13 protein-coding genes are annotated in these 20,115 nt (G+C 61.0%); 7 read left to right on the top strand and 6 right to left on the bottom strand.

The features are described 5' to 3' along the window. Positions 1-9: 9 nt before the first annotated feature. The gene (locus Q8P46_11645) at positions 10-1,056 is read left to right on the top strand and encodes an extensin family protein (protein MDP2620808.1); all 1,047 of its coding nucleotides are present in this window, start codon (positions 10-12) and stop codon (positions 1,054-1,056) included. Positions 1,057-1,206: 150 nt separating this feature from the next. Here Q8P46_11645 and Q8P46_11640 read toward each other — a convergent pair whose 3' ends face one another. Continuing rightward, entirely contained in the window at positions 1,207-2,988 is a 1,782-nt protein-coding gene (locus tag Q8P46_11640) for a GNVR domain-containing protein (protein ID MDP2620807.1), read from the bottom strand. A gap of 645 nt (positions 2,989-3,633) precedes the next feature. Here Q8P46_11640 and Q8P46_11635 point away from each other — a divergent pair. The 6 genes from Q8P46_11635 (at position 3,634) to Q8P46_11610 (ending at position 13,391) form a co-directional block, all read left to right on the top strand. Next, complete coding sequence (locus Q8P46_11635; protein MDP2620806.1) at positions 3,634-4,767, top strand: glycosyltransferase family 4 protein; 1,134 nt, start codon at positions 3,634-3,636, stop codon at positions 4,765-4,767. A gap of 145 nt (positions 4,768-4,912) precedes the next feature. Then, the gene (locus tag Q8P46_11630; GenBank protein MDP2620805.1) at positions 4,913-6,508 is read left to right on the top strand and encodes a hypothetical protein; all 1,596 of its coding nucleotides are present in this window, start codon (positions 4,913-4,915) and stop codon (positions 6,506-6,508) included. 433 nt (positions 6,509-6,941) lie between these two features. Further along, entirely contained in the window at positions 6,942-8,924 is a 1,983-nt protein-coding gene (locus Q8P46_11625) for an O-antigen ligase family protein (GenBank protein MDP2620804.1), read from the top strand. A gap of 463 nt (positions 8,925-9,387) precedes the next feature. Further along, the gene (locus tag Q8P46_11620; GenBank protein ID MDP2620803.1) at positions 9,388-10,014 is read left to right on the top strand and encodes a DUF4956 domain-containing protein; all 627 of its coding nucleotides are present in this window, start codon (positions 9,388-9,390) and stop codon (positions 10,012-10,014) included. A 61-nt stretch (positions 10,015-10,075) separates the two neighbouring features. Continuing rightward, positions 10,076-12,763 (top strand): hypothetical protein, encoded by a 2,688-nt coding sequence (locus tag Q8P46_11615; GenBank protein ID MDP2620802.1) that lies wholly within the window; start codon positions 10,076-10,078, stop codon positions 12,761-12,763. Next, positions 12,741-13,391 (top strand): VTC domain-containing protein, encoded by a 651-nt coding sequence (locus Q8P46_11610; protein MDP2620801.1) that lies wholly within the window; start codon positions 12,741-12,743, stop codon positions 13,389-13,391. The genes Q8P46_11615 and Q8P46_11610 overlap by 23 nt, the downstream gene beginning before the upstream one ends. A 72-nt stretch (positions 13,392-13,463) precedes the next feature. Here the strand turns inward: Q8P46_11610 and Q8P46_11605 are convergent, their stop codons facing one another. The 5 genes from Q8P46_11605 to Q8P46_11585 form a co-directional block, all read right to left on the bottom strand. After that, complete coding sequence (locus Q8P46_11605) at positions 13,464-15,194, bottom strand: hypothetical protein (protein ID MDP2620800.1); 1,731 nt, start codon at positions 15,192-15,194, stop codon at positions 13,464-13,466. 128 nt (positions 15,195-15,322) lie between these two features. Beyond that, positions 15,323-16,513 carry a hypothetical protein gene (locus Q8P46_11600; GenBank protein ID MDP2620799.1) on the bottom strand — a complete coding sequence of 397 codons (1,191 nt, stop codon included), beginning with the start codon at positions 16,511-16,513 and terminating at the stop codon, positions 15,323-15,325. Between the two features lie 256 nt (positions 16,514-16,769). Next, on the bottom strand, positions 16,770-17,810 hold the full coding sequence (locus Q8P46_11595) for an Ldh family oxidoreductase (GenBank protein MDP2620798.1): 1,041 nt from the start codon (positions 17,808-17,810) through the stop codon (positions 16,770-16,772). Further along, positions 17,803-18,990, bottom strand: coding sequence for a hypothetical protein (locus Q8P46_11590; GenBank protein MDP2620797.1), 1,188 nt, complete (start codon positions 18,988-18,990; stop codon positions 17,803-17,805). Before Q8P46_11590 ends, Q8P46_11595 begins: the two co-directional genes overlap by 8 nt. Positions 18,991-18,997: 7 nt before the next feature. Beyond that, the gene (locus Q8P46_11585; protein ID MDP2620796.1) at positions 18,998-20,089 is read right to left on the bottom strand and encodes a hypothetical protein; all 1,092 of its coding nucleotides are present in this window, start codon (positions 20,087-20,089) and stop codon (positions 18,998-19,000) included. Positions 20,090-20,115: the final 26 nt, after the last annotated feature.

Genomic DNA, 20,115 nt, shown 5'->3' with positions numbered 1-20,115 from the left:
ATACAGCCGATGCCGAAGGCCGAAACCTCCGTTGCGCCGGATGCGGCGACGGAAGGTGGAGCGGCAAACGCCGAAGCAGTGCCCGTCGCTGTGCCGTTGCCGCCGATGAGCCCGCGGCCGCAAAGCGGCGAGCCGATGAGCCCGCGGCCGCAAGGTGGGGAGCCCGCGGTGCCGCCGGCCGAGGCCGGCCGAGACGGCGCGGAGACCGCAGTGGGGGAGAGCAAAGACGTCATCAAAGATCAGTGGTCCGAAGCCGAGGTCATGGACGCGCTGCGGGCCTGCGTGGACCGTCTCGGTCCGATTGTCGCCGAGGTCGAGGCGCTAGCGCCGATCAGGGCTGGGCGCTGCGGAAGTGCGGCCCCGCTCAAGCTCCTGCGGCTCGGCAAAGATCCGGGCGTTGAGATCGCTCCGGCGGCGACGCTCAATTGCGACATGGTGCTGGCGCTCGATCAGTGGATAAAGACTGCGGTTCAGCCGGTGGCCCGCCGCATGCTGGGTTCACCCATTGTGCGCCTTCGCAACGCCACCTCTTATTCCTGCCGCAATCGCAACGACGCCGACCAGGCACCGCTGAGCGAGCACGCCTTCGCCAATGCGCTGGATATCGCCGGCTTCGTCACCGAGGACGGAAGGCATGTGGAACCGCTGAAGAATTGGGGGTTGACCGAACGCGAGATCGAGGCCGCTCGGCGTGTCGCCGAGTTGGTGCAGGAGGCCGCCGAGCGCGCGCAAGCAACATCGCAAGAGACGGAAGAAACGCCGCCTCAGGCCGCGAGAGATACCGGCAACGAAGGAAAACGCTCGCTCCGGGTCGGACCGGTCCCGCTGCCGCCGTTAAGGAAAGAGGCCAAGATGGCGACGGCGGCGCGCAGCCTGGCAACGCCGCCCCTGCTGCCTGATCCGGGTCCCACGCCGGAACGGGAATTCTTGCGCCGGGTGCACAAGGATGCCTGCGGCCTGTTCGGCACCGTCCTCGGGCCCGAGGCCAACGACGCACACAGGGACCATTTTCACCTCGACCTCGCAGCCCGCCGGCGCGGCGCCTTTTGCGAGTGAGCCATCATTCCTCGCAAGCCTTGGCGGGGCTAGAGCGGTTCCCCCGGCAAATGGCCCAAAATGGCCGGGAATCCCTCCAACGAGGATCGCCCGAGCGATATCAGGCGCGCGACAGGCCAAGCCGCAATATTCGATGAAAGTCGGACCGCGCTAAGCTGATCGTCTTCGCCATCCCGGATACGGAGCGATCTCCTCCGCGTCGGCCGAAACTTGCGGCGTCCTGCGCATCACCGAGACAATGTGGTCCCGCAGAATCACCAGCGACAGCCCTATGGCGAGACTTCCGAACAGGGTCAGACCCAATACGATTATCTTTCTGGGGCCGGCGGGATGGCGCGGCACGGAGGCATAGTCGAAAATCCGCGCGTCCGGATAGAGAATGCCCGCCCGCACATTCGTTTCCTTCTGGCGCGAAAGCAGAGAGATATAGACATCCCGGGTCACATTCGCCTCGCGTTCGAGCTCGGAAAGCTTGATCAGCAGCCGATTTGTCTCGGCGAACTGCTTCATCAGCCGTTTCAAGTCCTGTTCGAAGAATTCGACGCGGCTCTTTGCGATTTCGTAGTCATTGCGGGCGCTCTGCAGAATACGCTGGATTTCCAGCCCGATCTCGTTGCGCACGTCGCGCAATTCGGCGCGTGCCGTAATGGCCTGATTGTCGTTCTCGCCGAATTGGGTGATCACGGTGGCGAGTTTGCGCGAGACTTCCGCAGCCTGACGCCGCAGGTCCCTGACGACGGGAGATTCCAGGACCGGGCTGATGCTCATGACGGCGCTCGGGTCGGCGGCAACGATCTCCATCTGCTGCAGGGCGGTGCGTTTGTTGGCCGCTTCGTTTCGCGCCACGATGAGCTGGGTCACCGTTTCGGCGATCTCGCGCTCGCTGACCGTCAGACCGCCGACGATATGGAGATTGTTGGCCTCGCGAAATTCTTCGACGCGGCGCTGGGCGGCAAGCACTTGATCGCGCAGGTCGGTCATGCGCCTTTGCACTTGCCGGCTCATCTGCCGCGTAACTTGCACCCGCTCCTCGCGTTGATCCTCCAGGTAGGCTTCAGCGACGGCATTCGCCAGCACTGCCGCACGCACCGGGTCGGAGTCGGTAAAGCGCACCAGCAGGACGAGCGTCAGACCCTTCCGGTTGACGTTGAGGTTATACAGGAACTTGTCGATGACGGCCGTCGGGATCGGATCCTCTACCGCACCTTCCGGCGCCGCGCCTTCTTCGCCGCTTTGCGTGTCGCCCTTGGCCGTCTCTGCCGGCGCCGCGCCTTCTTCGCCGCTTTGCGTGTCGCCCTTGGCCGTCTCAGCCGGCGCCGCGCCTTCTTCGCCGCTTTGCGTGTCGCCCTTGGCCGTCTCAGCCGGCGACTTCATTTCCTCGGCACTTTGCGGATCGCCCTTGACCGTTTCCGCCGCCCCGTCTTCGCCGCTCGGCGCATCGCCTGCCGCCGCGTCCGAAGGGGGTGTCTCGGCCTTTGGGGAGCCTCCCCACAGAGAGCTGAAAAAGCTGGTCCGGCCGCCGAACAGCCTGCTGAGGGGATTCAAGCTGCCGCCCGAATAAGCCGGATCGTTCTGAAGCCCGGTCGAGCGGATCACAAGCTCGGCAAGGCGCGTCGATTGAAGAATTTCCACCTGGCTGTCGGTCACCGGCCCAATCATTTGACGCGTCATGTCGAGGCCGGTCATGGCCAGGTCCTGGTTTACAAGTTGCGGTTTTTGAATGTCGATGAGAATTTGTGCGGTTGCCTGATATTTCTCGGATGAAATCAAGTAATACAAGGCCAGGACCGACAGGGAGATAAACACGATGGAACCAATAATGTATCTCCCCCGATATATCGAGGTATAGAAACGCTGCAAATCTAGGGATTCGCCATTGTCTCCACCAGGAGTGGCAAGAGGGACTTCCTGCAATTGGGAATCACTGGCCATTTTTGTTTCTTCTTGCGACTTTTGCCACATGATATGTTCTGTTTTTCAACAGCCTCACCGCGGCCATCGGGCGCCGGCGGTTCGCCCATGCTACTGCATCCACCGTTTGCACAACAGGGTGGAGCATTTGCCTTGTGCTGCAGCCGGGATCCAGTAAAGCCCACTCCAACGCGATTGCAGGAAACAGGGCACGATCTCTATCGCTCTTGTCGGATTTACCCCAATTCGGCAAAGAGCCGGCTCACTGCCCAGGTCGCCACGCATCTTCGCCCTTCTGTCAGCCGGACGAGGAAATGCACCCTGCAATTTGCGACCACAATATCCAAATCAATTTACAAATGCCGGTAAATAATGACCTTGGCACCGGCCTGTCAACAACCGGTTCACCGTTGTCGGTCGATTCCCTTCAGCAGAGTTAAGGATGCAACGCCTGCGGCGGAGGCCTCGAGCACCGGTCGGCGCCACACGGGTGGCCACGGCCCACCCGCCCGTCGCCGCGTGTCTTGGCGCGCCCATGCCGGCCGGCGGACCACCGATGCCGCCGCGCCAGCCGGTCCGTGCGGCCCTTCTAACCGCAACGCGCCTTTGTTAAGTTTATGACAATGCCGATCTTGGTCCTGCGGCAAGAAAATGGTTGTGTGGGGAATGTCGGACATCATCGTCATAGGACCGAGAGGAATCCCCGACGTGGAGGGGGGCGCCGAAAAACATGCGGAAATGACGTTTCCGCAGTTTGCGCAGCACGGTTACTCGGTCACGTTGCTTGGGGTGAGAAAATTCATAAAAAATAAAGAATATAAGGGCGTGCGCCTGAGAGGGATTTATACGGTTCGGTTCGCACAAACGGAAAAATTGATCTACCACTTTCTCTGTTTCTGCTACGCCGCCTGGGCCAGACCGAAGCTGGTTCATCTCCAGGGATTGAATTCGGCAATCTTTCTCGTCCTGTATAAGCTTGCCGGCCTCAAGGTGGTGGTCCGCTACGGTTCGGCGGATCACGAATACGCGAAATGGGGGCTTCTCGGAAGGCTCGGTTTCCGGCTCTGCGAGCGGCAAATCAGATATGCCGACCATGTCATCGCCGTATCACGAAAATATGCGACCATGCTTAAGGAGAGATATGGGCTCCGGCATATCACGGTCGTGCCGAATGGCATCGACAGCGCGTCCGTGTCCGAGGAAGCCCGCGCCTTCTGGTCCGGTCTCAATCTGGGTGATGCGCCCTATGTGCTGGCGGTCGGGCGCCTTACGGTCGACAAGGATTACGAGACGCTCGTCCGGGCGGTGGAAGATATGACCGACCCGGCGGTTGGCCTCGTGGTCGCGGGCGGCGCCGACGAGAGCGGCTATGCGGATCATCTGTTTGCGATGGGCAATGACCGCATCCGGTTTCTGGGCAGGATCGACCGGCGGCTGCTGTCCGCCCTTTACAGCAACTGCGCGGTGTATGTGAACTGCTCGCACCATGAGGGGCTGTCGAACGCGATCCTGGAAGCAATCTCCTATGAAAGACCCGTTATCGCGAGCGACATTCCGGCGAATCGGGAAATGCCGTTGAACGGCGGCTCCTATTTTCCCGTCGCCGACGCCGACGCGCTTCGTTCGAAGATCAATCTCGCGTTGCGGGACCCGGAGGCCTTCATTGTCGACAAGGCGAAATTCGTCGATTGGAGAGAGGTGTTCAGGCAAACCGAAAACGTTTACCGTTCGGTGATCCCGTCTTTCGCGTCGGGAAACAGCGTTCGCCCGTCGATTCGCCGGTCAAAGGATTCCATATGACCCGATCGTCTGCTGGAACCGATGTGGATCTCCCGCAATTGCCGGCGAACGCGTGCCCGTCCACGGGCTGCGGGGCCGGCGTATGGAGTTTTGGCGCGCGGTGGCCTAAATTCCCGTCGTTCGGACTTGCGCGAGGGAGGGCCTGATGCGGGAGAACCACGACATGCGCGCGGGTATTGTGATCGACGGCCGGATCGAGGCAAATCAGGCGCGGACCGCGTTCGCGCCAGCTGGATCAAACGGCATGTTTGAACGGGTCAAGGCTCGATATCCTCGCCGCATGTTCGGCAACGAGATGCGCGCCGTTGCATTGATCTGCATGGTCGGGGGCTTGCTGTTTCAGACGTCCGCCAGCGGGCAACAGGCCCCAGGGCCTGTCGTTGAGGAGAAACCGGCCCAGGTGGAACTACCGGCCGCAGGGCCTGCCGTCGAGGACGGAGCGGCCGCCCAGGCGGAACAACCGGCCGCCGACATTGCCGGTGTGGCCGGAACGATGACCCGTGGCGGACTTGTCAATGGAACGAAAATAATTCACGTGACGAGCCTGGCCGATCACGGGGAAGGCACGTTGCGCGCGGCGCTTGCGGGTTCAAGCCCCCGCATCATCGTCTTCGACGTCGGCGGCACGATCGAGCTCGAGAGCTATTTGCGGATCGGCCATCCGTTCGTGACGGTCGCGGGCCAGACGGCGCCTTCGCCGGGCATCCTGTTGCGCGGTGACAAGCTGCGCATCGCCACGCACGACGTGGTCGTGCAGCATATTTCGGTGCGGCCCGGCCGGCAGGACCCGGTACCGGACAATGCCGATGGGATCAGCATCGGACCCTGCACCGATTGTCGTTATGAGACCCGAGACATCCGCCTCGAGAATATCAGCGTCAGCTGGGCGATCGACGAGAATATCGGTCTGTGGGGGGAGACGGTGTTCGGCATCACCATACGCAATTCGATCATCGCCGAGGCTCTCGACCGTGCCGGCCACGAAAAAGGCGGGCATTCGATGGGCATTCTGATCGGCCAAGACGTCAAGTCCGTCGAAGTGGTGGGCAATCTGTTCGTCAGCAACAACTTTCGCAACCCGGTGATGGGTGCTCGTACGAGCACGTTCGTAGCCAACAATTATGTCTATAATCCAGGCGGCTCGGCTATTCACATTTACAAAGGGGCTGGCGGAACACGGGCTACCATCATCGGCAATGTCGTCAAGCGGGGGCCGAATTCCAGGCGTGAGATGACGGCGCTGCAATGGCAGGGCGATTTCGCCAAAAACTATCAGGGCGCGCTAGTGTTCGAAAACGACAATCATTGCTGCAGCGGCAGCACCCGCGACGACGCCGTCCCATATCCGAAGACCGCCCAACTCGCCACCGCCCCGCCCGTTGAGTCGCGCACCTGGACCGTCATGCCGGCATCCGAGGTATGGAACTGGGTGGACCGCCACGCCGGATCGCGCCCGGCCGAACGCCAGCCGATCGACTCCCGCATCGTCGCTTTTGTCCGCTACGCCGTCGGCGCCATCATCGACGACCCCGCCCAGGTTGGCGGCTATCTGGGCGTCTCGGTCACCGCGCAAGCCCCTGCCGTCATTCCCGACAAACCATTTGCGATTGCCGGCACGACCGAGAAGACCCGAATCGAGGCGTGGCTGTGCCTTCGTCATTTACAGGTTGGAGGAGGTCAGACACCGGAATGCTCGGAAAGTGCAGCGGAGCTGGAAGAGGCGCTGTTCGGAGGGGATTAATAAGGCCCGGCAAGCGGGGTGTAATGTGTTCCGTCCATTGACGGAGGAATGCGTGATGGCAAAGTGCCGTCGATTTGATTCCGATCTCAAGAGCAAGCTTGCGCGGGAGGCGGTGCAGGCAAGCCGAACGATCCAGGAGGTCGCATGCGGGCAAGACTTGTGCCCTGTCGGAGGAGCCAATGGGAGCGGCAACCGATCGCCTGCCCGAGCCGGCCCCCCGGTGACGGCAACGGGTCGAATCGAAGCGACCGCAAGAAAGTCAGCGGCATGACCATGCAAAGGAATGCAGCTGAACTAAGCCGCGAACCTGCCTATCAAAGCGGGGTCACATAATATTATGCGAGTTTATATACAATTATTGTTCGTATTATTGATCGTTTTGTACACAGGTTTTATAAAACTGTCCATTGGTGTACCAATAAGAACGGTGTTATTGTTGTGTTTTGTTTTTTTGCTGTACGTATTGTATAATAAAACAGTTATGAATGTAATCAGGACTCATTTTCTTACAATCACGGTTTTTGCCGGCATCGCGATCCTGGGCAGCTTTCTTACCATTGCAAATGGACGCGGTCTGGGAACAATTGTGGAAAGCCTTCTAAGCAATATACTTCAGCCCTTGTTGATCTTCATCTGTACTTGCGCAATATTGCGTCTGGCCGGTCTTAAGTTCACGGCATGGGTAATAATCGGTGCAGGAGTGGCGACAGGCGCCGTGGCGCTTTTGCAATTTGTCGATTTCGCGCCGGCATGGCAGCTTCGGGCGTGGCTGGGCAGATTTCAGGGGTCGCCCAGCCAGATCGAGGAGGCGGTGGTCGATCGGACGCGGCCCATGGGCCTGTCGCTGACGCCGATCATCTTCTCCTATCACATAGCGACCGCCTACATCATCACGAACCTGTTGTATCGCCGGAAGCTGATGTCGCCGCCCCTGTACGGGGTCCTGGTCCTGGCCATGATGGGCATGTCCGCCGCCAACGGAACGCGGTCGCTGCTGCTCGCCATATTCGTTCATGAAGTCCTTTTTAGCGTCACGAGGCTTCGGCTCGGTTCCTTCATGTGGCTGGTCGCGCTTGCCGCGTTGGGGACCGTCGGCCTGCTCTATCTGGACGCGACGGATTCCCGGGTCGCGAACCTGGACGATGCCTCGGCGATCGGCCGATGGGTGCTGTGGACTTTCGGTTCTCACTTGGCAATGGACCACCCGTTCGGCTTTGGCTGGGGATTTGATCCGACCGATTACGCTTGGCTCTATTGGGAGGACCTTTCCGATTTCGGCAAAGCGGAAGGCGTGTTCAGGCTCGCAATTCACAATGCATTTCTGAATTTCTTTTTGAATTTTGGGATATACGGAGTCACGATCATTGCATTTGCGGCCTATATCAAGCCCAAGAAATTTGTCGCGGCTTTCTTTGCCTTCACCGCTTATTTCGTGAACGCCTTCTTCCACAATGCCGGCGTGTTCGTCGGCGAGTATTATTTCTGGTTCGGTTTCGCGGTATTTCTCTATGTCTACGCCGAACAAACGGCCCGGGGCCGTTCTCCGGCCTACTCCGTGCCGCCCCGGCAACCGGCCACGGGCGGGCTTGCGCCGGCCCTGTCTCTTGGGCCGTCCTGGCATCCCGCCGCTCTCGGAGTTGCGCCCGCCGTGCCGCAATGGCCGAAGCCATCGATCCCGGACGCAGCCTTGCTGACGGCGATCAAGGCCGATCTTGAGGAATTTCCCCGCGAGGGCGACGGACATCGCGATGTCTGGGCCCGGCTGCGGGTCTGTCGCGGCATCCGCGTTTCCCCGCGGCGGGTGCTTCGGGTGATGCGGGAGAACGATCTTCTGTCTCCGGATCGCCCCCTTCCCGTGGACGGAATTACGCATCAGAACGGGATTGCCCCCCATCCTGCCCGTGTCATGTGGAGCACGGGCGGCATCCGCATCTTCACGGCGGCAGAGGGCTGGGCCTGGATCTTTACCGCCGTCGAACATGCGACCGGCGAATGCATCGGGTGGTACGTCGGCAAGCGCGGCGACCGCTTTGCCGCTCTCGAGCCGGTTTCTGCGGCGATCACGAGGCTGTGCGGCTCGACGGCGCCGGGCGTCGCCCGGGGGCTGGTGCTGCGGATCGGTCACGGCTCCCAGTATCTCTCCGACGACTTCATGAAACAGATTGGCCTGTGGGGCATCGCCCCGTCCTACGCCTTCATCGAACAGCCCGCGGCCGACGACGTCTTCGAGAGATTTGATCGCACGCTCAAGGAAACGGTCGTTCAGGGCCGCACCTACCGCACCGTCGAAGAGCTGCGCAATGCGTTCGAGGACTTCGTCGACCGGTACGATGCCCGGGCGCTCTCCGAAGAGGATGCCGGCCGGAATTTGCTCATTCGAGGCGGCCAGAGGGCTGAACGACGCGCGCGGCATTAGGCCGGAGACCGGATCGCCTCGCTTCGACACGCGATATGTCGGGTCGCCGGGCGGCTCATCATTTTCCTCCCGAGCCAAGACATTCCGCGGCACCCGCCGCCCGTTACGAATTTCGCCTGGACTTCGTTCCCGCCCCACCTCGCCCCCGATTTACCAAGATTGGAAGTGATGGAGGAACACGGATTGAAGAGCGTGGTCGGCAGATTGACAATTTTCTAAAAAAGTAGAATATCCGAATATCTGCCGACATCGACAGCGATCCAAGGGTTTCGATCGACGGCGGGACAATTAGACGCCAGATCATGAACGTATCGGGATCGAATATCCCGTTGTACAGTGCCCCAAATTCATGCTGGAGGTTTTGGAAGGTGTCCATCCTAAATTCAACAGAAATTCCGTAATGGATGGAAACCGTAATGTTGGGGGGGCGTAATTGTTCTTAATAAACACCTCAATCTTATCAGTGTCATATTCATTTGCGCTCGCAATTGTTTTGGCATTGGTATGGTATTATACCATATATAAGACTGCGACTGGCTTTATTAATGTCCGGCAATATTTGGGTATATTCCTGATACTTATCCCGACCATGGTACTTGTCATCTCCATCATCAAAGCATCCTTGGCGCTGTCTTTGGGCCTGGTCGGAGCCCTGTCGATTGTGAGGTTTCGCACACCCATCAAGGATCCGTCAGAGCTGATGTACATATTCGTGGCGATCGCCGTCGGTCTGGGGCTTGGAGCGGGGCAGCATTTTCTGACGATTATTTTCATGGTCGTCGTTTGTCTGGTCGCGTTTGTCCACAGCCGCGTTCGGGGCCGGCGGCTGGCCGCGGATCGGAACATGCTTCTGGAGGTCACGGTATCGGATCAGAATGCCGTGACCTTGTCGGATGTCCAGCAAGCATTGTTTGCCAACGGAATGGGGGCGGACGTTCAGCGCCTCTCCGGCAACAGTGGCGGGGGAACTTATGTTTTCAAGGTTTCCGAAGCATCTCCCGCTGCGATGGAAAAATTCACAAGTGCATTAAGTTCAAGAGACCATAATGCAACCGTAACATTCTTCAACAACAGCCATGTCGTTGCGTGAGCACATTCGAAAGCGGCCCTGGGTTGCGGTCGTAATTGCCTTCTTCGTCTTGAGCGGGAGCGTGGCGGGTACATTCCTTGCCTATCTGCACAAGAACAAAGACCCGACGGCCGTTGCCATAAAAGCACAAATCCATTCACTTGTTCCGGATTCCGTTTTCCAGCTTGGATACAGGCTCTCAAACCTCGTGATCGGCAATCTGGGGGTCGAGCTCAGCTCCCTTGTGGTCCAGGCCACGTATTCGATGAACGCCGTGACCTATTCCAGAGAGGCGGAGAGCACGGGCCTTCCTGCGCTGGATATACAGATTTCCGGCGCCGCCGCGGACAAAATCACCAGTCTGCGTCAACAGGCAGTTTCCGCCGGCCAGATCCGCCACACTGATGACAAGTGGGTGCCCGGGAAACTGTATCTAAGTAGCCCCCATGAAACGGGATGGAGCAAGATAAAGCTGCGCCTGAAGGGAGACGGGGTGGACCATGTCGTCGATCCTCTGAAATGGTCCTTCAGAATCGAGTCAAGAAGCAGCGTCCGCTTCCTGGGCGCCGAGGTCTTCTCAATTCAGCACCCCGTTACCAGGAACGGCATCTATCACTTTGCGTTGCAGAAAGAAGCCCGCGAGCTGGGTATTTTGACGCCGCGCACGCAGCCCGTGAGGGTTCGCATCAACAATGCGGATGTCGGCATCATGATGATGGAGGAGCATTTCCTGAAGGAAATGGTGGAGGCGCAAAGGCTCCGGGAGGCGCCCATCATCGCGTTTAACGAGGACTATCTTTGGGACCAGCGTTGGTACGTAAGTCACGCCAATAAGGATCTCAATCTCCACCATTACGGGATCAAGGTCTTTGCCCGTTCCGGCAGGGAGCGAAACGTGACCCAGGAATGGCATGCGGAAAACGCCGTTTCGCTGCTTCGGGGGTACGTCGCCGGAAATATTCCTGCGGAGCGGGCATTTGACACGTCGCAGATGGCGGATTTTCTCGTCCTGATGGCTGCCTGGGGCAGCAGTCATGGGCTCAATTTCTACAATCGCCGTTTCCACTATTCCCCTCTGGAACGCCGGCTCTTCCCCGTCTTGTTCGATCCCGACGCCCGTTTGCTCCCCGGCTATTTCAAGATCCAGTTCATGGATGCGTCCCTAATGGAGGTTCCCGAATTCCGCGAGGCGGTGTTTGCGTCGATCGAGAAACTCAGGCAACGCTACTCCGACACCGCGTTCAGAAGGGGACTGTCTGATTATGCCAAAAAGATCGCCGATTACGCGCGCATCGACGGCAAACTTTACGGCGAAACCGATGCGGAAAAAGCCTGCATGCGGTGGGGATCTCCCTGCCAAATACCCTTCGACAGCCTGTTAAAGAACCTGGACATTTTCGAACAGAGCGTTCGTCGGTATATCGCCGGAGACATGACCGCGGCCGGCAGCGTGGAGCTGAACCTCGGGCAACCTTTCAAGCAATTGCTGGCTTATTGGATTCCCTTCGCCGACGGCCGCAGCGCGGTAGAGATCACCAACATCGCCGACCGGCAGGTGACGCTGACTTCGCTGGATTTCCAGACCAAAAGCAATCGGTCTTCCGTACCGGCCCCGCGCACGCTTGGCCCCGGGGAAACGGTCGTTCTGCCGGTGCAGGGTGTGGAATATTATTCCAAGAAGGACGGCGTCGAGCTGGCCTACATGTTTGACGGGCAGAGCAAAACGATCGAGGCCGAGAAAAGCTATGCGCCGGGCAAGGATGTTCGACCGCAATACGCCCACATCGTCCTGGCGGGCGCGCCCGGCGTGCGCGTTGATGACGCCGGCAAGCGCGTCGTGTTCACCAATGGTGCGCCGATCGAACTGGAGAGCGAAATCGTCGTTCCGGAGAGCTGGAGGCTCGTGATCGACCGCGGCGCCGAAATCCGCATGCGCCGCGGCGGGTTGCTTCGGGTGGAGGGAGATCTGGATATCCGCGGCACCGCTGCCGAGCGCGTGCGGGTCTCGGTGGAATCTCACAAGGATGAATATGGCCGGGAATATTGGGGCGGGCTGCTCGTATACAAGGGGCGGCTGCACATGGAACATGTGGATGTCACCGGCGATCAATCGGTTCCGTTGCACAACCGGCAGGATTTTCGCGGCCTGACCGGCTGCGTGACGGTCTACAAGGGCGAGGCGGTGATCCGCGACGTCGTCTACGACGATCTTCAGTGCGAGGATGCGCTCAACGTGATCGACAGCCCGCGGACGATGATCGAGCGCAGCACATTCAAGAACAGCGCCTTTGATGCTTTCGACGGGGACTTCAGCACGGTGGTGATACGGGACACCGATTTTGAGTCAACCGGCAACGATGCCGTCGACGTTTCCGGAAGCAAGCTGGAAATAGACGGCGGCAGCTTCCGGAAAATCGGCGATAAGGGCGTTTCGGTCGGCGAAGAATCATCCGCGGAAATCAGAAACATCACCGTATCCGACGCGCAGTTGGGAGTGGTCGCGAAGGACAAGTCCGACGCTCTCGTCGAGAACGCCAGCTTCGAGGACATAAGGCAGGAGGTTTATTCCGCTTACATCAAGAAGGCGGAATATGGCCCGGCGACGATCACCGTGAAGGGCTCGCAAATCGCGGAGGCCGCGTCGCTGTACACGCGCGAAGAAGGCAGCCGTGTCGTGATCGACGGGAAAGACATGCCGCCCAATCAGGAGCGCACATCTCACCTGCCGAGCCTTGAGGACATGCTCCTTGAACGCTATCAAACGAATTGAGTTCAAGTTTCCGTTACGCCATGGGGCGCTCAGCCTGGTTGAGCGCAATCTGGTCGCGGCCGTGCCATCCCTGGTGCGTCCATATCCGCAGCGCACGATCCATTCCGTTTACAGAGACAGCCTCAATCAGCAGGACTATTTTGACAATGTCGCGGGGACGACGCCGAGGCAGAAAGTGCGCCTGCGCTGGTATGGCGAAAATCGCAATGTTTCGGCACTGGAGATAAAAGAGAAAAACGTGCGCGTGACCTGGAAGCATGTGCTGAAGATCGACAACGGACGGGATGTTGCTGATGTTTTGAATAATCCTCTTGGCGTGTGCTCCGACGAGGTCGACAGGATATTTAAAGGTGCCTTGAATAAAAGGCCGTTGTCGATGTTGTATATCAGATACGATCGCAAATATTTTACGACTTCACGCAATATCCGCTTCACGATCGACACCAATATACAATTTTCCGACCCCGCCCATATGGCCTTGAAAATACGGTCACCCGTCGCCGGCGTTTTGGAAGTGAAGTTTCCGGTTGAGTTGGAGGAGGAAGCGGCTTCTTATGTTCAGAAGCTTAATCTGCAATACCTTCGCCATTCGAAGTACGTGATCGGCATGGATTGCTTGTATTACTGATGCGGCGCTTGCGCCGCTCCGCGGAGAAGGGACGGTCACGAAAATTCATGCCGGGTCGAGCGCAACCCGGGCTTACGACAATTTGAGGATGCGGCCGAGCTTGAACGTGTCCCGGCATTCGTCGGCGACGATCAGCCCGTCGGCATAGGCGATGTGGTGGTGCCGCGCCGAGGGCTCGCTCGAGACATGGGCGAAGTCGTCGATGGGCGTCTCGGCATAGGCCGTTTCCGACAGCTCCTCGATCATGCTGAAGGCAACCGACTCGCCGTATTTCTTGCCCTGCACCTGGCAGCAGCGGACCGGACGGCCGTCGGGCGCGGTCAGGAAGCCGCCCGCCATGCGTGCCCGGCGCGCATCGACGATGACCGGGTTGCGGGCGTGCGGCAGCCAGGGTCCGTCGATCGGATGTTCGCTGTGGAATACGTGCAATTCGTTGCGATGGTCGGCAAATCCGCTGCGGTCCATGTTGGTGAACAGCCACCATTTGCCGTTCCAGTTGAGCAGGCTCGTATCGACGGCGCTCAGATTCTCCATGATGTTCTTTTCTTTGCGCCAGACGCCGGGGAACTCGACGCATTTCCAAAGCTCGATGGTCCGGTTCCGGCTCGTCTCCGGGACCATGTAAAGCGAGCCGTCAAGGCTGAACAGGAACGGGTAGGAGAGGTGGTGCGGCTCGTCCAGCACCCTGTGCACGGGCGGCGCCACCGCCCGCGGCGCGGCGGCGGGATTGCTGACCTCGATGTAGGAAATGACGCCGCGGCGCTTCGCGTAGAGATACTCTTCGAAGAAGATGTAGCACTTGCCGTCGCGCCGGACGAGAAACGGGTCCGCCCAGTAGCTGTGCGGGGGCGGATCGATGACCATGGGAGAAGTGGACGCGGGGCCCTGCGGCGTTGCCTCGACCAGCAACACCCGCCATCGGTCCTCGAACACCATCCTGCGCATGGCCTCAAGGACGACGCGGCCGCCGTTGAGGATCGGCGCCGTCAGCGCCTGGAGGACGCCAGGAACGGTTTTTTGCGGGCGCCCCCGGCCTGCCTCGGGCACTCGCGGCCCGCGCCCGGCGCTTGGCCGGGTCTTGCTCACTTGCTTCAGCGTATCGGCAAGTAGCCAGGCCACCTTGTGGCTGAGCAGCATGGCGTTCAGGTTCCACGACCAGCGGAAGATGCAGTAGCTGCCGCTTGCGACGGTAAGGGCGTCGGGTGCGTCGTTGGAAGACGCCACGAGCCGGACGGTGCAGATCGGTTCGTTGCGGTAGAACTCCCAGAACCCGAAGGGTGTGACCTCGTCATAGCCGCCGTGCTCTGTGCACAAGGTCCAGACCCCGTGCCGCGCCATGTCTCCCGGTTCGGCGCTTGAAAGCGCGCAGCCAAGGTCGAGAATGACATCGAGTGAGGCCGCCCTGATCGCTGCGGCGGCCTTCTCGTCGGCGGCGCGGTCCGCCCCTTCCGCCCACGTCACCGTCGGCAGCCCGGCGAGCGCGGCCAGGCTTTGGGCGCCCACCGGCTTGTTGTCCAACATCTCCATCGAGATGTCGCCGCGCACCCGGCTGCGGCCGAACAGGCGGCGGGCAAGGGCGCGCTCCGCCGCATCGATCGAAGACCAGATTGCGTGCGCGGGCCGGCCAGTCGGCCCTTGCGGCGCGGCAATGACCAGCGCCAGCGAAACGCCAGGATCGTCCTTGAGGCGGTCGACGAAGGCGCGCTGCCAGCCGGCGACGCGGCCGCCTTCGAGCAGGAGCCCGACGCGCATCGGCCGGCCGCGCGTCTCGCCTTCAGGCCGTTCATCGGCTACCGGTGGCATTGGGCCTTCTCCTTATGCCGCCTGCCCCAAGTCATGCCTTGCGGCCGCAAGAGACCGGACCCGCGTCGCCGCCCTGTCCGCGCGCCATGCCGCGTGCATAGGATTTCGCAGCGCCTGCGTCGAGGCATTTAATTGCCGTCGGTTGCCTCTTTGATGCGCCGCAGGAGCTGGACCGTATGCACGATCGCCGGCATGGGATCGCTCAGGCTCCAGACGGGAAAATCCGTTCTGCGATGCAGGATGCTGCGCAGCCAACCCAGGAAGCTCAGCTCGCCCCGCGCGCGGAGCTGCCTGAAGGCGAGAAAATCGTGAAGCGGATACAGCATCCTTCTGAATTGCTCGTACTGGTCGAATTGCGGCCGGGGCTGGCCGGTCAGATGGCAATATATGATCAGGTCGATCGGCGCGCCCACATTGACGATCAGCCTGTGCGGGGCCGTGAAGCGAGGGTTGACCTCGATAACCTTCAATTGTCCGTCGCGCGGATCGCGCTTGAATTCGATGATGCCGAGCCCTCGGAACCGGATGCCCTCGAAGAACTTGCGCCCGAGCTCCGCCGTCTCCGGTAGCCACTCGGTGATGTGGTAGCAGGCGCCGCCCCGATTGACGGGGTGGCGGCGCACAACCCGCTTGGTGAGATGCAACAGGGTCCGCCCGGACCCGTCGATATAGGTGTAGTAGCTGCTCGTCAGGTCGTCGGGGCCGGGGATCATCTCGACGACCATGACCGCCATGCCGTGCTCGTGGGCCAGGCGCACCTTTTGGACGAGCTCGTCGAAGCTGTCCTCGATGATGAAAAGCTTGCGGCCGAAGACGCGGAAGAACTTGTGCGACAGGATGGGCTTCACCATGACCGGGAAGACCACCTCGCCGCGCAGCCGCTCGGCATCGGCGATGCTCCGAATCTTCCAGAAATTGGGCACCGGCACTCCGGCGGCGCGGGCGAGCTCCAGCGTGCGCATCTTGTCGAGCATGGCGTGCTGGATTTCCGGCACGGAATCGTCGAGCAGATAGTGCTCCTCGAGCTCCCGATGATGATCGGCCATGAACTCGATCGCCTCGTCATTGCATGCAAAGACGATATGTCCGTGCAGACTGCCATTGCCGGGCGGCAGCAGCAGCTCATTCCAATACGTGTCCGCCGACCGGCCGGGCGGAACGGGGAAGCTCTGTCGGCAATAGCGCGATCGCATCGCCATGCAGCTTGCCGTACCGCTGACGCGCACCGCGATGCCGTGGCTGCCCAGGTGGCGCGCCACGGCGAGCGCATTCTCCTGCCCGCCGAGGAGCAGAACCGGCGTCGACGTGTCCAGCCCCATCACGTCGTCACGGCGCCGTGACGCCTTGGGAGCAGGTGAACGGACCCTGGCGCAAAAGAGCGCATCGTCCGGCATGCCGGGCAAGAGGCCGATGATCGTCGTCGAACTATCGTGAGCAAGGCGAACACTGGCTGGATTTCCGCTCCGAGCATTTGCTACTGACGTTGCGCGCCGCCACGTGCCGGTTCGATTGTTGACGGCTACCTCGTTTTCGATCGTCCCATGGCATTGTTCCGTTGAAGCCGTTTTCGCGACTTCACCAGGGCGTCGCAATGGCATAGGGGCTGGAAAGCTCCTCAAGATCGCTGCGCGCCTGCCGGTCCAACGGGATGCCGTTTGCCAAATAGTCGCCGTAGTATTGCCAGCGCACCATGCCGGGCAGCCGCACCTGCCCGTCGGGCGCTGAATCCGCCAGGATCTGCTCGAGCTGGTCCAGGCGCTCGAAATAGGTCGCAAGCGGCATCAAGCGCGATATGTCGAGCGCCATCAGGAAATGGCCGATGTCGGCGCTGCGGGTGAAATCGCCGAACATCGAGGCGACGCCGAACGATACGCCAGCTCCGGTGATGACGCCGCTCAGGATTTCGACCATCAGCGCCAGGCCATATCCCTTGGCCCCGCCAAGCGGCAGCAGCGCCCCTTCGCCGACCCGGGCAGGGTCGGTGATCGGCTTGCCTTCGGTGTTGATTGCAAGGCCTTCGGGCAGCGGTTTGCCGGTGCGCAGATGATCGCGTACCTTGGAGCCCGCAAGCGCGGCGGTGGCCATGTCGAAGAGCAGGCTCTTGCCATCGCGGCGCGGCACCCCAAAGGCGAGGGGGTTGGTGCCGAATACCGGCTTGATGCCGCCATGCGGGACGACCTTGGGGAAGGCATTGCTCATCACGATGCCGGCCATGCCGGCCGCAGCGGCCAGATGCACCATATAAGCGCCGGTTCCGAAGTAGTTGCTGTTGCGCACGGCTACGATGCCGACGCCTGCTTCGCGCGCCAGGGCGATGGCCCGCCGCATGCCGAGTTCGGCGACGTACTGGCCGAAGCCGGCGTCGCCGTCGAGCCGCTCCATGGAGGGTGACGCGGGCTCGAATGTCGGGTGGCAGGGCGCGCGCAGGAGGCCGAGCCGCAACCGCTTCATTTGGATCGGCAACCGCCGGACGCCGTAGTTGCGGCGGTTGACGAGATTATTCCAGATCATGTTTTCCGATACGCAGAGAACCTGCTCTTCGTCGGCGCCGTGCGCGCGCATGATGTCCTGTACGTAGGACCTCAGAGCGTCTGCGGCGACGCGATCGTTATCCATCGGTCATCCCCTTGATTCTGCGCAGTGTGGAAATCGCGAGCGCAAGCGACGGCATAGGATCGCTCACGCTCCAGAACGGCAGGTCCGTCCGGCGGTGGAGAACGCTGCGCAGCCATCCCGCGAAGGTCAGCTCTCCCCGCGCGCGGAGCTGCAGAAAGGCGCGAAAGTCGCGCGGCGGATACCAAAGCCGTCTGAATTGCTCGTACTGCTCGAATTGCGGCCCGCGCTGGCCGGTCAGATGGCAGTATATGATCAGGTCGATCGGCGCGCCGACATTGACGATCAGCCTGTGCGGGGCGGTGTAGCGGGCGTTGACCTCGATCACCTTCAATAGGCCGTCGCGCGGGTCGCGCTTGAATTCGACATTGGCGATCCCGTGAAACCGGATGCCTTGCAGGAACTTGCGTCCGAGCTCCGCCGTCTCCGGCAGCCACTCGGTGATGTGGTAGCTGGCGCCGCCCCGATTGACGGGATGGCGGCGCAGGACGCGCTTGGTGAAATGGTAGAGATGCCGGCCGGACCGGTCGAGGTAGGAAAAGTAGCTGCTCGTCAGGTCGTCGGGACCGGGGATCATCTCGACGACCATGACGTCGAGCCCGTGCTCGTGGGCGAGGCGCACCTTTTCGGCAAGCTCCTCGAAACTGTCCTCGATGATGAACAGCTTGCGGCCGAAGACGCGCGAGAATTTGTGCGACAGGATGGGCTTCACCATGACGGGAAACGCCACCTCGTCGCGCATCCATTCGATGTCCGCGCCGCGCTCGGTTTTCCAGAAATTGGGCACCGGCACGCCGGCGGCGCGGCCAAGCTCCAGCGTGCGCATCTTGTCGAGCATGGCGCGCTGAAGGTCGGGCACGAAATCGTCGAGAAGGTAATGGCGCTCCAGCTCCTGCCGGTGGCCCGCCATGAACTCAATCGCCTCGTCATTGCATGCAAAGACGATATGTCCGTGTAGACCGCCATGGCCGGGCGAGAGCAACAGCTCCTGCCAATATTCGCCCGTCGGCCGGCCGCGCGGAACCGGGAAGCTCTGCCGGCAATAGCGCGATCGCATCGCCATGCAGCTGGCCGTACCGCTGACGCGCACCGCGATCCCGAGGCCGCCCAGGTGCCGCGCCACGGCGAGCGAGTTCTCCCGACCTCCCAGGAGCAGAACCGGCGTCGAAATATCCAGCCCCATCACACGATCACAGCGCCATGACGCCCTGGCGCGTCGTGAACATGTGCTCGAGCAGGCGTTCGGCGACTGGAGTCGCATTGTCGGGCTCGGCCACCAAATAATGATGATGAATTCCCGGCGTCGTATTGACCTCGTTGAATCGTCCGTCGCTGTTAGACAATGGCAGCGAGATGTCCGAGCACATCCAGTCGAGCCCGGCAAAGCGCACCCCCAGCGCCTTGACGAGATCGGCGCCGGCTTCGATCAGATCGGGGTGGACCTGATCCTTGACGGTGTGGTTCTCGCGCGCGGCGTTGGCGTTGATCGCCTGCTTGACAACGATGACTTCGCCTTCCGCCGGCCGGCTGCCCGGCCGCAAGTCTTGCGCCCTGAGCTTGTTGCGGCAGTCGCGGTCGAGCAGCAGCGGGTTCATGGCGGTGAACGGTTGCCCCTTGAGGCGCCGCTTGTTCTCCTCCTTGATGAGCTGCCGGATCGTGTGCCGTCCATCGCCGGTGACGGTGGGCGGATCGCGGCGGATCGCGTCGATGAATTGTCCGTCCAGATAAAGCAGGCGGTATGAGTCGCCCTCGATCTGCTCCTCGACGAGCAAGTGCTCGCTGGAGCGCGCCGCAAGACGCGAGGCCTTCTTGAGGGCGGCGAGGCTGGTGATGCCGGTCGAAACGCCGCGTCCGCCGCCGGTGCCGCTCGCCGGCTTGACCACCACCGGCCCGTTCTGCCGGGCCATGAAGGCCTTCGCATCTTCGAGCGAGCTCAGCGTGTAGGCGCAGGAGTCCGGCACCTTGGCGCCCTTCTCGCGCATCAGCTCATAGGTCAGAATCTTGTTGCCCATGATGTTCAAGGTGAGCTGATCATCCAGCATCACGCGGGATTGCTGGACGACGGTCGTCAACCCATCGCGGCGGAGGCGGAAATAGCCGAACTTCCAATGCTCGAAGTCGGCTCCGACATTGCGCGCCGCCGTCTGCCACAGTTCGGTATAGAAGCGCTTGCGGACCTCGCGAAACTGCAGGATTTGGTAAACCATCGGCAGATCGAGATAGAATTTCGACCGGTGGTAGAGACTGAGAATCTGCCGGTAGGGGATCACAGCGACGCTCATTCGTTCTTGCCTTCATAGAGCGGTCT

It is taken from the genome of Hyphomicrobiales bacterium (genome assembly GCA_030688605.1).
Taxonomy (GTDB): Bacteria; Pseudomonadota; Alphaproteobacteria; order Rhizobiales; family NORP267; genus JAUYJB01.
Note: the sequence above shows the minus strand (reverse complement) of the source record. Positions and strands in the feature narration are given on the sequence as shown.

What these genes read in the sequence shown, in the direction of transcription:
- Q8P46_11645 (MDP2620808.1), top strand. Translation starts at nt 10, where the DNA reads ATGCCGAAGGCCGAAACCTCCGTTGCGCCGGATGCGGCGACGGAAGGT.
- Q8P46_11640 (MDP2620807.1), bottom strand. Translation starts at nt 2,988, where the DNA reads ATGGCCAGTGATTCCCAATTGCAGGAAGTCCCTCTTGCCACTCCTGGT.
- Q8P46_11635 (MDP2620806.1), top strand. Translation starts at nt 3,634, where the DNA reads ATGTCGGACATCATCGTCATAGGACCGAGAGGAATCCCCGACGTGGAG.
- Q8P46_11630 (MDP2620805.1), top strand. Translation starts at nt 4,913, where the DNA reads ATGCGGGAGAACCACGACATGCGCGCGGGTATTGTGATCGACGGCCGG.
- Q8P46_11605 (MDP2620800.1), bottom strand. Translation starts at nt 15,194, where the DNA reads ATGCCACCGGTAGCCGATGAACGGCCTGAAGGCGAGACGCGCGGCCGG.
- Q8P46_11600 (MDP2620799.1), bottom strand. Translation starts at nt 16,513, where the DNA reads ATGGGGCTGGACACGTCGACGCCGGTTCTGCTCCTCGGCGGGCAGGAG.
- Q8P46_11595 (MDP2620798.1), bottom strand. Translation starts at nt 17,810, where the DNA reads ATGGATAACGATCGCGTCGCCGCAGACGCTCTGAGGTCCTACGTACAG.
- Q8P46_11590 (MDP2620797.1), bottom strand. Translation starts at nt 18,990, where the DNA reads ATGGGGCTGGATATTTCGACGCCGGTTCTGCTCCTGGGAGGTCGGGAG.
- Q8P46_11585 (MDP2620796.1), bottom strand. Translation starts at nt 20,089, where the DNA reads ATGAGCGTCGCTGTGATCCCCTACCGGCAGATTCTCAGTCTCTACCAC.